Annotated in this window: 8 protein-coding genes and 1 pseudogene; 1 reads left to right on the top strand and 8 read right to left on the bottom strand. The window is 53.2% G+C overall.

Annotated features, from left to right (window positions below):
* The first annotated feature begins 185 nt into the window (after nucleotides 1-185).
* Nucleotides 186-1,339 (top strand): IS3 family transposase gene (locus AACW87_RS14695; protein WP_241325346.1). Its coding sequence is split into 2 segments (ribosomal slippage): nucleotides 186-423 and nucleotides 423-1,339, totalling 1,155 coding nucleotides; the frame shifts between segments, so codons are not numbered across the junction.
* A 286-nt stretch (nucleotides 1,340-1,625) separates the two neighbouring features.
* Here AACW87_RS14695 and AACW87_RS14700 read toward each other — a convergent pair.
* The 8 genes and pseudogenes from AACW87_RS14700 to hcp1 form a co-directional block, all read right to left on the bottom strand.
* A pseudogene (locus tag AACW87_RS14700) lies at nucleotides 1,626-2,989 on the bottom strand (tetratricopeptide repeat protein).
* Nucleotides 2,990-3,471: 482 nt separating this feature from the next.
* Nucleotides 3,472-3,894 carry an Imm26 family immunity protein gene (locus AACW87_RS14705; protein WP_241325348.1) on the bottom strand — a complete coding sequence of 141 codons (423 nt, stop codon included), beginning with the start codon at nucleotides 3,892-3,894 and terminating at the stop codon, nucleotides 3,472-3,474.
* Nucleotides 3,895-3,896: 2 nt separating this feature from the next.
* The gene (locus AACW87_RS14710; RefSeq protein ID WP_339385738.1) at nucleotides 3,897-4,628 is read right to left on the bottom strand and encodes an RHS repeat-associated core domain-containing protein; all 732 of its coding nucleotides are present in this window, start codon (nucleotides 4,626-4,628) and stop codon (nucleotides 3,897-3,899) included.
* Nucleotides 4,629-4,851: 223 nt separating this feature from the next.
* Nucleotides 4,852-5,331, bottom strand: coding sequence for a hypothetical protein (locus AACW87_RS14715; RefSeq protein ID WP_241325349.1), 480 nt, complete (start codon nucleotides 5,329-5,331; stop codon nucleotides 4,852-4,854).
* Nucleotides 5,324-9,775, bottom strand: a complete 4,452-nt coding sequence (locus tag AACW87_RS14720) for an RHS repeat-associated core domain-containing protein (protein WP_277606792.1) — start codon at nucleotides 9,773-9,775, stop codon at nucleotides 5,324-5,326. The genes AACW87_RS14715 and AACW87_RS14720 overlap by 8 nt, the downstream gene beginning before the upstream one ends.
* 9 nt (nucleotides 9,776-9,784) lie before the next feature.
* A complete protein-coding gene (locus AACW87_RS14725) occupies nucleotides 9,785-10,192 on the bottom strand; it encodes a DUF1795 domain-containing protein (protein WP_241325350.1) in 408 nt (135 codons plus the stop codon).
* Nucleotides 10,193-10,201: 9 nt separating this feature from the next.
* On the bottom strand, nucleotides 10,202-12,055 hold the full coding sequence (gene tssI / locus AACW87_RS14730) for a type VI secretion system Vgr family protein (protein ID WP_241325351.1): 1,854 nt from the start codon (nucleotides 12,053-12,055) through the stop codon (nucleotides 10,202-10,204).
* 327 nt (nucleotides 12,056-12,382) lie between these two features.
* Nucleotides 12,383-12,901: a type VI secretion system effector Hcp1 gene (gene hcp1 / locus AACW87_RS14735; RefSeq protein ID WP_042653482.1), complete on the bottom strand. Its 519-nt coding sequence runs from the start codon at nucleotides 12,899-12,901 to the stop codon at nucleotides 12,383-12,385.
* Nucleotides 12,902-13,119: the final 218 nt, after the last annotated feature.

The following is a 13,119-nucleotide window of genomic DNA, read 5'->3' on the forward strand; positions in this document are numbered from 1 at the left end:
CTGCATCCATAGAGCAGCATTAAACAACGGTGACAAGACCTGAACGGGCGCGAATTATACAACAAAGGCCTCACATGCGACACGGATTGTCGCAAAAATGTGCGCTATGCCACGGAGGATAGTGAATCGCCCCTACTTTCCTAGACACCTCAAGAGCCTCAAACTGAGGTCATTCAGGAGGTGTTATGAGCAAGCAGCAACGTTACATGGAAGAATTTAAACTGGCCGCCGTCAAGCAGGTGACTGAGCGCCATTACCCAGTGGCAGAGGTCGCTGAGCGGCTTGGTGTTTCCAGCCACAGTCTTTACGCCTGGATCAAACGCTACAGCCAGCCCGAAGTGCAGCAACAGCATGACTCCAGCCAGCAAGCCGAAATTCGGCGCCTCAAGGCTGAACTGCGCCGCGTCACCAATGAGCGAGATATCTTAAAAAAGGCCGCCGCGTACTTTGCCAAGCTGTCAGGTTAAGGTACGCCTTTATCCGGGAACACGAGTCCACGCATCCTGTCCGCAGACTGTGCCGGATGATGAATGTCCACCCGAGCGGTTATTACGCTTGGCAGCGACAGCCCTTATCTACCCGAGCACAGGAGGATCAACGCCTCCTGGGCCAGATCAAGCAATGTTGGCTAGAAAGCGGAGGTGTCTATGGCTATCGCAAGATCCGGGATGACCTGCGAGAAATGGGCGAGACCTGTGGCAAGCACCGGGTGGCGCGATTAATGCGACATGAAGGGTTACGTTCACAAACCGGCTATCACCGCCGTCCAGGCCATTATGGTGGCCGGCCAACGGTGGTTGCACCGAATCATTTGGAACGCCAGTTCGATGTGACCGAGCCCAATAAGGTCTGGGTAACGGACATCACCTACATTCGCACGCATGAAGGCTGGCTCTATCTGGCTGTGGTATTGGATTTGTTCTCACGACACGTCATTGGTTGGTCGATGGGGCAGCGGATCGACCGAGAGCTGGCCATCAGTGCGTTACTGATGGCGGTGTGGCGACGGCGACCCGAACAAGAAGTGCTGGTTCATTCCGACCAAGGGAGCCAGTTTAGCAGCTATGACTGGCAGGATTTTTTGCGGGAAAACCAGCTCAAGGCCAGCATGAGCAGGCGCGGCAATTGCCATGATAACGCGGTGGCGGAGAGTTTCTTCCAGCTCCTCAAACGCGAGCGTATCCGTCGCAAAACCTATGCGGATCGTGAGGAAGCCCGGCAGGATGTGTTCGATTACATTGAAATGTTTTACAACCCCAAACGCCGGCACAGTTTCAACAACGGGCTATCGCCAGTAGAGTGTGAAAAGCAATATTTCGAACGGCTCAAAAGTGTCTAGATAAGCCGGGGCGATTCAGTCCCCCTGGCCGAATGGCAACTGCTCATGGTCATGGTTTTCGTTCTAGCTTTCGAGATTGGTGTAGTGAACAAGGTTATACAAGAGACCTCGCTGAACGAGCGTTAGCCCATACAGTGCAAAACAAAGTGGAAGCTGCGTACCACCGCACCGACTTGCTGGACCAACGTCGGCCCATGATGGATGCGTGGACTAAGTTTGTGGCTGGTGATTTGCCAACTGAATAAGAGGGAAGCAACCATCTGGTCGCTTCCCTCTATATTCTTTTTTAGCTTTTCCTGACAGTTGATGACATCTTGCCAAACCAGTGCTCAGACAGCTTCTGCGCCTGTTTTACTTCTGGCTTGGTCATCGCGGCTTCCAGCTCATCACGGGCCTGTACAGCCTCAGGCATCCCTTCTGTCGCTGCCAGTGACAGCCAAGCATAGACATGAACTCGGTTACGCGGGGCCCCAAGCCTTCCTCACGCAATGTCCCCATTCGGTATTGGGCCTGGCGGTCACCTTGCTGGGCAGCCAGACGATACTGTTTGAGTGCCAGTGCGTAATCCTCTTCCCCCCTTGCCCCAGACACAGCATTTCACCGTAGGTGTACTGCGCGGCAATGTTTCCTTGTTGGGCTGCCTTGGCATAACTGGCTCTGGCTTGCTCCAGTGCCCCTTGCTTATGCTGTAGCTCCGCCAGCTCAAACTACGCTTGGGTTATCCCCCCCTCGGCAGCCCGAGTTAACCACTCAATCTGCTGCCCCCGGTCAACCTGCTGCAAGCTCAGCTGGTACTCGGCCTCGTGGGAGCTATGACCAGCAGCCAAATTCAGCCAGTGACAACCCAATGCAAGGTTTGTGGGGGCCTTTTCTCCCGCCAGATAAGCCATGCCGAGCCAGAGTTCAGCCTCGACAGAACCAGCATTAGCTGCACATTGATAGGCCACAAAAGCATCAGTAGGTGCTGCCTGTTGAGCTTGCCGTAGCAAGGCAACCGGTTTGCTGCGCCGCAGCCTTGTCATTCCAGCGTTGAGCATGATCTGGCCGTTTGGCTACCACTCGGCCTTGCTCATAACGCTCGCCCAGCAGGTACTGGGCATCGCGGTTACCAAGCCCCGCAGCCTTCTCGAGCCACTTGATGGCGTCCGCATCTGCACCCGGTTGTTGGCTGTACCACTTGGCCAGGATCAACTGCGCCTCGGTATGATCCCGTTTGGCCGCCAGCTCAAACCAATCGAGGCATTCACTGACCAGTTTGCCTCGATGCTGCTCCTGACACATCAGTCCCAGCCGATAGCTGGCATTGGTATTGCCAAGGCGTGCCGAACGCTGCCACCACTGTGTAGCGAGTGCCGGATTTTTGGGCTTACCTAACCCAGCCTGATACCAGTCCCCGACTTACCACGCAGCGTTAGCCCGGATCTTTTGATCGGCAGCCAATGACCCGGACTGCTCCGCAGCCTGCTGCATCCAGTGCATGGCATTGGGGTAATCGGGTTAGCTGGCCAGACGTTTGGCCAGCTCATACTGGGCGCGGCCATCCCCCTGCTTTGTGGCTTGGGGTAGCTCGGCGTCAGTGAGTGACGCAGTGGAAGAACAAGCGGCAATCATGCTGGTTGCCAGCGCCAGCCATAAGACCCTGTATTTCATGAGAAAACTCTTCGAAGAGTGAAAACATAGTGGATGAAGAGCTGCCGACTTACGGGCTGTCTAATCATTCTTTTCCGCAACCTGATGGCGGACATAAAGCTGGGCTTGAGGGTCTCTAGCACCCGCCCACAGGCATCAAGCCGATAGCCTAGCGCCTCGCGTCCGCACCGCTCGCCAATCAGGTTACCCGCACGATCATAACCGTACTCGCGGGTGAGCCCCGCCAGCAAGCGCCCCTCTTGCAGTTGACCGCTTTGGGCGCGAGTGGGCTGACCCTGGTCGTGATAAGGGGGATGAAAGGAGAAACGTCGTGATTATTACCGACAACGATAAATCGCGAAAGCCCGATTGCGCGTCGTAATCAGGCCTATGGTTGAATTTTTAAACTGAAATTACCATGGTAAATATTGGGCTTTACTTCGTTCAAAACCAACCTACGGTTTAGCCCAAAATACGAGGCGCTAGCTGATAAAACGGAGGTACTACAGGTTTGCCAGAAAACTATTAACAAGCTCGAAACCATACACCTCCATGACGGTGTATTTATTATACTCAGAAACAGGAATTCGTCTTATTTCCTCCTCTCCTTTATATAGACCACCTGCATAGTTAAATATTTTAAGCTCTTCTTTATCCTCGGTCAGTTCTGCATAACCAATGATCTCCCAAGAACAATCCTTAATTTTTTGATTTCCTGTAAATATTATTTTCACCTCTCTTCCCATATCCATAACCGGAATTGTGGTAAGAACACCGTCATTTTTAAAAACCTTATTTTCCTGCACAAATAGAACACAGAAACCAATTATCTGCTTAAATTTACCCCTTGGGGAAAAAACAACTTGGCAAAGGACAATCTTATCCTTTACAGGAATAATAAAAACATCGCCTTCCTTATATCTCACTTTCACAATCCTTTACCTCTCAAAATATAAAGAGCATCATCCAGCACCTTACCACCCCAATCACTACTATGACCAGTGATATCATATGACCCTGCGTTAGGATTGTTTGGACTGTAAGATCGAGTTTTATTAAGCAGATTAGTTACCGGATTTGTCAATTGTGTGCCACCATGAAGATCCATAATTTTTTGCTCTAATAATTTAGCTTCAGCCTTGGTAAAATTATTATCAAACACAGCAAACAACCTCAAATGAGGCTTTCGTGGGGTGTTTGCGTGAATATTCAAACGGGATGGAGCATCTCCTCGATCAACATATATAATATTTTTCCCATCATGTAATACATACAACCCTTGGCCCTTTATGGAATCATAAGTTGTACCAACGCCACCAGATTTACGGCTAGATGGTATTTCCATACAAGGGGTAAGCCCCAATGGATCAATCCAGTTTACGGGATTGGGCACATAGCCATAATTATTCTCGCCACCCAAGATCCCTATCGGGTCAGGGGATATATAACAGGCCCCTTGTGGGTCGCAGTACCGAAAACGGTTACAGTAGAGTCCGCTTTCATTGTCACGATGTTGGCCCGCGAATACCAGCCCAGGGTCACGGTTATCAGCATGATTGCTTAACCGTTGCCCCCACAGGCTGTTTTTCGCCGGTTGCCAGTGCAACTCCCCTTGCGGGTTATAGAGCCCCAGCAGTTCGCTATTCTGTTGGCTGACCACAAAGTCAGTTTGCCAGCTGTTGGCAGCGTGCGGGCCTTGCTCGATAGGAAAAGCCCGATTACAGGTCGTAGTCGGGCTTATAGTTTAAGCCTATCGTTCATCGTTCATCGTTCATCGCCAACCTACATTCTAAAACGTCCTCATTCACATCTACAGCCAACATGATAAACAGCAGACAGAAATAGTCTAATGTACCTTTAGGAGGGAGTGTCCAGATAGTTTTTTAAATAACTATATATCTTTCTTTTGTAAAACCTACAGGCCAATGGCCAGAATAATAAATCTCGGTAATTCTTTCCCAACGGCTCCCAAGAGAAAAATACCTCTCAGTAATAAGCTGTCTAAACGCAAAGCAAATCGCATTTCTTGCCGAAACACTAAAATCGTGTGGGGAAGATATAAATCTACCTTTATCAAGATCTCTTGTTGCAATTATGATGCGTTTATTTATCTCCTTGCGCAACTCAATAAGCTCTTTGGGACTAACTTGTTTTTCATAAAATGGATCATCTTGAGTGGATGAGGTTGGAAGCCACTCAGTTTTCTTATATAACCCTTTGAAATCATCATCCGATGGTTCAATAAACACCTTTCTTACATTTTCAATTAAAATCACATCACCTTCATGGAGATTATCAACACCCATTTTTTCGAAAAAACTAGCATTTTCTATTTTCTTTATCTCTTCATTTATATCAACCATATGGCAACCTTAAATCGGTTATCGTTCCAGGGGGTAAGGCTTTGCGCCCTTGTTGAATCGTTGTGCGAAGTGTTCCTCCGGCAGCATGAGGACCAGGTACTCCGGGAAGTGAATGATTAGGTAATGTTCCATTAGTTGGCATTAAATTCCACCATTTATTCGCACCACCACTTTCCAACGGAATTATATGATGTGGCGTGGCCCCAGTCGGCCATGACACACCCATGTTAGACTCCCATTGCCTCATTAAATAATCTTGGCTTTTCACAAATTCTTTCCTAGCCATTTGGTTTTGGAAAGCAGTACGTCGCTGGATTACCGGGAGATTATTTCTCAAAATATTAGCCTGCTTTGATGTAATAGCACCACCCGGTGAAGCCACTTTATTCGCATCTTTTATAATATCATCAAGCACAGAGCATTTCGACAACCCAAATGGATCAATCCACCCAAGCGGATTATTCACATACCCATAGTTATTCTCACCACCCAGCATCCCTATCGGGTCGGGTGAGATATAACAAACACCTTGCGGGTCGTAGTACCGAAAACGGTTATAGCAGAGCCCGCTCTCGTCGTCACGTAGTTGGCCCGCGAATGCCAGACCGGGGTCACGGATGTCAGCATGATTGCTTAACCGCTGGCCCCACAGACTGGTTTTTGTCGGTTGCCAGTGCAATTCCCCTTGCAGGTTATAGAGCCCAAACAGTTCGCCATTTTGCTGGCTGACGGCAAAGTCGGTTTGCCAGTTTTCAGCAGCGGCTTGCAGGTCTTGCTCGATGTAGGCCGTTGAGGCGCAAGCTTGGAGAGCGGGTTGTGCTTGTATCTGTTGACGCTGCTGCACCAGCAATTCCCAGCCACGCCAGACCCAGTGGCGGCGGACCTGTAACTGCCCTTGCTTGAAATGACGAACCTCGGCTATCTGGTCGCTATCCCACAGGTAGCGCACCTCTTCGCCTGTCTGCTCACAGCGTTTGCTGATGCGCCGACCAAACGGGTCGTAGCGGTAAAACCAGGTGACGCCATCGGGGGTGGTGACCACCCTCAGCTGGTTACGGCTATCCCAGCGGTAGTGCCACTGTTCGGGCCGAAACCCCGGACGCAGCTGGCGTTTGCTGACAAGCCTGCCTGCCTTGTCATAGTCGTAGTGGGTATCACCTCGCTGACTGACTCGCCCTTGCTGCCACCGGGTGTGTTCGCCGTTGGTTAATGGCAACCCCTGACGGGTGTAGCTAAATTGCGCCTCCCGCTGGTGGCCAGAGTTGGGATGCTGGCTGAGGATCTCCAGTACCCGACCACAGACATCGAGTCGATAGCCCTGCGCCTCGCGTCCGCGCCGTTCGCCAATCAGGTTGCCAACACGATCATAACCGTACTCACGGGTGAGCCCCGCCAGCAAGCGCCCCTCTTGCAGTTGACCACTTTGGGCGCGAATGAGCTGTCCCAGTACGTCATACTCTTGCTTCAGCCCAAAAGCACCGCCCTGGCGCTGCGCCTCTCGGCCAGCCAAGTCGTGCCCCAGGGTCAGCTCTGCCCCATCTGGCAAGCCAATATGGGTCAGTTCACCGACATTGTTTACGGTAAAGGTGGTGGTCAGTGGGGCTGGCTCGTCTTCCTTATCCCCTTTGGGTCCCTCAGGCCAGCTCAGGGTTCGGGTCAGGGTGTGGGCCTGCTCATCATAGTTGCGGCTGAGGGTGGCGCCGTTTTGCACCTCCAACACCACCCGGTCGCGGGCGTCATATTCAAAACGCAGATGGCTGGTGCTGGATGACACTTCCAGCAATCTGCCTGCCCCGTCGTAGTGATAATGAAGGGTGTCATCGTCACAGGTTTCGCGTAGCAGCAAGCCACGGCCATCAAACAGGAAGTGACGAGCCTGACCTTCACCATTGCGGACTTCGATGCAGTGGCCATCTTCGTCATAACGGTAATGGGTGAGAGTGCCCGCCATGTCTTGCTCGCGCACCACCCGACCATCGTTATCGAGCCACCACTGCCACACCTGCTGGTCTGGCCCAGTGACCTTGATGAGCTGCTGGGTATCGCGGTCATATTGATAGCACCAACTGCGGCCACTGGCGTCGATGCGTTCAATCAATAGGTCAAAGGCCCCAAAGCGCTGGCGCCAGTGCTGACCATTGCCATCGACATAGTCGGTCAGGTTTTTGTGGCGATCGTAACGGCGTTGCTCTTCTACATCATCAGGCCGTTTGAGCTGCTCTGGCAATTGCCAGCTGGGGCGGCGATAGCCTAACTGATAGCGGGCACCGTCGGCCCGCTGCCACTGCGCAACCCGGTCCTGGCCATCATAGCGCCACTGTTCGGTTTGCCCCTCGGCATCCGTCTGGCTCAACAGACGCTGGCGGTGGTCATACTGTAGACGTGCTTGCACCTTGCCACTTTGGTCGCTGACCGCCGTCAGCAGCCCATAACGGTTCCAGCTAAAATGCACTTCGCTGGCATCCGGCCCTGTCAGTTTGTCCGGATTCCCCATTTCCTCGAAACGCCACTGCCAACTGCGCCCAAGCGGGTCAGTGACGGCGCACAGCCGCTGCTGGTCATCATACTCGTAGTGCCAAGTGTGGCCGCTGCCGTCCACAAAGCGGGTCACCAACCCGGTGTCATCCAGGTATTCAAACTCGACCACCCGTCCCGCAGGGGAAATCTCCCGCAGCAGGTTACCAAATTCGTCGTAGTCAAAGCGGGTCACATGATCAAGGGGGGAGCGGACCGCTCTCACTAGGTCAAGCTCGTTAAGCTCATACTCGTGGCGACCCAACCCATCGGTCATCACCACCTTGCCTGGCTGATAGTCAAAGCGTGCAGTGAGCATGCCATCAGCGCAGGTTGTATAGACGCAGCGCCCTTGCACGTCATATTCATAACGCGCCCAGGTCTGGTCGTTATCATGCCAACGCGTCAGTCGCCCCTGGTCATCGTATTCGTAAAACAGGTGATAGTGATGGCTGGCATCTGCTTCGACTAATTGACCGGCGCGGTTTTGGGTGTAGTGGGCCAAGCGTGTCTGCTGGCCTCCATCTACACGGACAATTTTCTGCAGGTAGTCGTCTTGCCAAGCTAGCGCCAGCTCGATGCCATCGCTGTGGCGCACCCGGCAAAGTTTGCCTGCCTGGTCGCGTACCAAAGTAATGCGATTGTCATGGCGGTCTGACAGTGTTCCGAGCCAGTACCGGTCCCCCTGTTGATGGATAAAGTGACGGGTCTGCTGACTGTCTCTATCCCACAGCAGAAAACCGTGCTCGGTTCGTGTCAGGGTAAATTGGGGATAATGCGGGCAATAGACGCAGGTCACATCTTGATGAAAAGTGAAATCAATGTCATAGCCCTGTGCCAGGGTGATAGTCACGACGGTGTCTAGCCCCTGCGGACTGACGCTGGCGACTTCACTCCAGCTGTCATGCCACCCCTTACCGAGCAACCCCGTATGGTCGGATGCGGTGCGGTAAGTGCGCTCAAAGCGCAACGACAAGGTTTGCCCCAACTCGACATCCAGCCGGGATTCAATCACCTCTCCACTGGGGATATAGACGGGGTCTTTAAGAAAACCCTTGGCGGCTTCCTTGAAACGTGCCAGCCCTTTGTTATTTTTGAACCCCTGGCTCATGCAGCGAAGCGCAGTCCGCTTGAACTGCCGCACCGCCACTTTGGCCCCAACCAATGCTCCCCGCAATACTGCGCGCGGTCCCTTGGTAAAAAGTTTGCCTATCCCTTTGAACATGCCACGACTGGGAGGCACCAAGAACTCGACCGCAATCAGCAGCCCCTTCTCCCACCAACTGAACTCATCTGCTATGTCGGCATAGGTTCTCTGGCCTGAGCCAAAGAACACGGTGGAAGCTCCCTCCTTGATGGTGGCACCACAGGCTGTCTGGTCATCCACTCGCGCGGCGGGGCTGTCGTTAACAAAAACAGACTCACTGCCTTGCGCAATGATGGGCGGAACCGAGTGCTTGGCGCACGCGACGGTATCAACCAGCGCACGGGAGACCGGCAGCCCCTCAACAAACACATTGGCCGAGCCAGTCGCAACCGGACCGAAGGACGGGGACGCACTATCAACCATGCCAGACACACTTCCTGACACCTTGGCGATAAGGTCCCCCGCTCCTATGGTGGCAGCAATGCCCAGGCCAAGCTTGGCGACCCCCACCACCAACGCCAGCCCCATCCCACCAGTCACGCCCGTCAATGCAACGGCCGCCGTTACCACAGCAGCTGCCATAGCAAAGACCGCCGCCGCCACCAAGGCACCGGCTATCGCCCCCGCCAACGCCCCCAAAAAGCTCTTGTGCTTAATCATTTTGCCAGGGGATGTGGGGGGCTTGCCCTCACCAGGTTTGGGTCTATCAGCGGGTGGAGAAGGACGGTTTCCCGCATGCATCGCACCAACTCGCGCTACCCGAGTTAAGATATCGCCAAACATGCGCCCCCCTTAGTCAGCCGCTTTAAAGGTTGCAATCACGTCAAGCAAGGCTTGTTTCTGCTCGTCTTGCAGGGTACCGGCTGCCGTGATGGTAAAGGTCAGCAGCAACATGCCCCTGACCTGCATCACCACGACCTGGTGCATCGGTCCTTCCGTTGAGCGCCAGGTGTACTCGATGGCTGGGGCGGCTTGCCCATCCAGCAGCACCTCCCAACTCGCCAATTCCTGATATCCCTTGAGGTGAGCCGCAAATTGCGAAAGCGTCTGTTGATAGACTGTCTCTGGCGCTAATCCAAACTCGAACGGTGAGCGATTGACCACCAGGTTGACTGTATCTCCCGGCAATACAAACACATGGAGGGACTCATCACGCCACTGCTGCGGTATCAACAGCGCACCTTCATTCATCTGATACATGTCACATCCTTAATTCAAATCAATGCGGGTGCCATTCAAAACCAGGCCCTTGCCGGTAATGGAGATGTTGCCATCTTTGTCGATAGCGATATAACCACCTGCAGTGGCAATGAGAATGTCCCCATCCTGCGATTGGATGGCGATATTGTTTTTCACCTGCAGCGACTCATTGTCATTGACCATGGTGCTGCGATTCTTGGTGACCGCTATCGTCTGCTCTCCTTGCACCTCGGTCACTTGGTCCAGCTTGACTGACACCGTCTGGTTACCTTGAACTGCGACTGTCTGACTCCCCCCCACCTGCTCCCCATGATTGGCATTAACAGAGGTTGAGCGGTTGTTGAGCACCACTGTATTCATATCGTGCTGGGCATGGATAAACACCTCTTCCTGACCGGCTTTGTCTTCAAAGCGCAGCTCGTTAAAGCCTTTGCCTTTGTGGGTGTTGCTGCGCAGTGACATGCGGGTTTTATTGGCAGGCAACCCCTCTGGAGGAAGGCTGGTCGCGTGGTAAGTTCGGCCAATGACGATGGGCTGGTCGGGGTCCCCTTCGAGGAACGAGACAATGACCTCATGGCCTATTCGAGGAATGGCCATCATGCCATAGCCGCCACCGGCCCAAGCCTGACCAACCCTCACCCAGCAAGAACTGTGCTCATCGCTGGCGCCATACCTGTCCCACGGAAACTGCAGCTTGATGCGGCCAAATTTATCGCAGTAGATTTCTTCCCCAGCAGGCCCCACAACAGTGGCAATCTGCGTCCCATCAACCAGAGGTTTATGAGGCATCTGTGCACGCCAGGTGGTGGTAGCCTTTACCACCCCAAAATCGTTGTAATACACCGTGGGCTCGCTACCACCTTCTTCCTCTAATGCTTGAGGCTGCTTGCCGGTGTGCGTCACATGCACTACTTGCCAGGCAATGTTGAGTGCAGGTGCAGGGTGTTCCGATAGTTCGAAACTCAGTCCAGGCATCAACCCAGCCTCTGTCGAGTGCCCATTTCCCGTCACCGCATCGGCTCGTAGCGCATCCAGTCGATGTTGGGCAAACGCCTTGCCGCTCGGGTCCTGCTTGAAGCGACCGGGATAGTCGAAGTGCTGGTAGCTATCGCGCTGATGTTCCAGCTCACTACCCATTTTCTTGTGCGACAGGCCATAAGCCGGGGTCTTGAAGCTGTAGTCTTTCAGCTCTACATCGCTCGGACGCACCGCTTCCTGATAATGGAACCGACGCACAAACGCCCCCTGCTGCAACCCTTGATTGGCCAGATTGAAAAAGAGGGCGGGCCCTTCCTGCAGCGCAGCAGCATCGTCGGCAAAAACGATCCGGTGCTTGCCTGCTTCAAATTCGTGGAAGTAGAACATCCCCTCTTCAGCCGCCAGTCGGTTCAAAAAAGCCAAATCGCTCTCACGGTACTGAACGCAGTATTCACGCAGGGCATGCTCGTTTTTCAGGGCAAAGGCGTAGTCGGTAATACCGTGCTCTTGCAGCAAGATGGAGAGGATCTCTTCAGGCTTCTGCGCCTGGAAGATGCGGGCATTGGTACGTAAGGAGAGCCGCCATAGTGCAGGCTTCACCACCATGCTGTATCGGGTACGGCGAAACCCAGTATCGCCCTGAGCAAATTGCGCTACCACGCCGCTCAGGCGGCGTTGCAACGAACCTTCATACCACACCATTAATTCACACGGTTGGTCCAGCACAGCACCAAAATCGATATCGCTCTGCTCACTAGCCAACTCGAGGTTCAGGTTAAATGGACTATTCAACCCTTCATTAAGCTCGAAGCTCGCCACCACAAACGTCGCATCAGGCAGCGCGCCCACCTTAACGGTGAATTGCAATCCGGTCTGATTAGCCATGATATCTCCCTATCACCTCTCGAAACTGCACCAGAAACCTGTCAAAACACCACGCGACCTCCCTCTCTGGTACATAAATAGTCACCAAAGAGCTAAGTAACGTGACGGGTAATACGATGTTTGTGTCTGCATAACAGAACACCCCTTATTGCTTTGCCATCACTCCGCATTCACCAACACGGCTTCGACTTATAGGCAGGGGGATGGCAAAGCATAAAGACTCCGGCAGCCCAAGACTGTCCGGAGAAATACGGGATAAAAGGCCGGTGCACACCGGCCACAACATACGAGATTACTTACAAGGAATAGCAAGGTAAGAAGCGAGGTTTAGGCCTCGATCGGTGCACGCCAGTCGTCAGCACCAGAAGTGCCAGCCACTGTGTGCTCCCAGTCGATCTTGCGGTAGGCCAGAGAGACCTGGATCAGCTGGGTGAAGTCAGACTTCGCCGGATCCTGGCAGTGGGGCATCTGGCAGTCGATGTCGACTATGGTGGAGTCAGTCAGCACTGTGGAGAAGAAGTGCTCCTGTTTGCCCTCAACGGAGGTGCGGTACCACTTCAGGGTCACTTTCGGCAGCATTTCGCCGGAAGCCAGCGAGTTGTACATCAGCGGCACGGCCTTGTTCAGCGCAACGGTGAACTTAAACGGCTTGTGGACACGCTGACCAGCAGGCTGACCGGATTGCGGGTCAGTCGGCACGGTGACAACGTGCTGGAACTCTTGTACCAGCATCTCGTCTTCGTGGCCCTGCACGAAGATGTTGCCGACGGAATCGGAAGTGAAGGCACCTGCGGTGATGTTGCCCTGGGTTTTACCTTCGATGCTGATATAACATGGAGTTGGCATGTGTATGCTCCTAAATAGATTGGTGAAATGAGTTAGCACTCGACCAACGCCATTAGCAGCGACCATGCCACTTTATTGATTCAATATTTATCAACAAGTTACAAGCGCCCATCACGACACAACTTCAATCAGCAGCAAAATATTGCGCTACATAGACCATTGCACCAGCAAAGATTGCATTCGCAGTATTAAAGCTCGCCATATTGCGCAATATGTTG

The sequence above is a fragment of the Aeromonas sp. MR7 genome (assembly GCF_963899385.1).
Taxonomy (GTDB): Bacteria; Pseudomonadota; Gammaproteobacteria; order Enterobacterales; family Aeromonadaceae; genus Aeromonas; species Aeromonas bestiarum.

Bases quoted from the DNA above. Each gene is read 5' to 3' on its own strand.
- AACW87_RS14720 (WP_277606792.1), bottom strand. From the start codon at position 9,775: ATGTTTGGCGATATCTTAACTCGGGTAGCGCGAGTTGGTGCGATGCAT.
- hcp1 (WP_042653482.1), bottom strand. From the start codon at position 12,901: ATGCCAACTCCATGTTATATCAGCATCGAAGGTAAAACCCAGGGCAAC.
- tssI (WP_241325351.1), bottom strand. From the start codon at position 12,055: ATGGCTAATCAGACCGGATTGCAATTCACCGTTAAGGTGGGCGCGCTG.
- AACW87_RS14725 (WP_241325350.1), bottom strand. From the start codon at position 10,192: ATGTATCAGATGAATGAAGGTGCGCTGTTGATACCGCAGCAGTGGCGT.
- AACW87_RS14715 (WP_241325349.1), bottom strand. From the start codon at position 5,331: ATGGTTGATATAAATGAAGAGATAAAGAAAATAGAAAATGCTAGTTTT.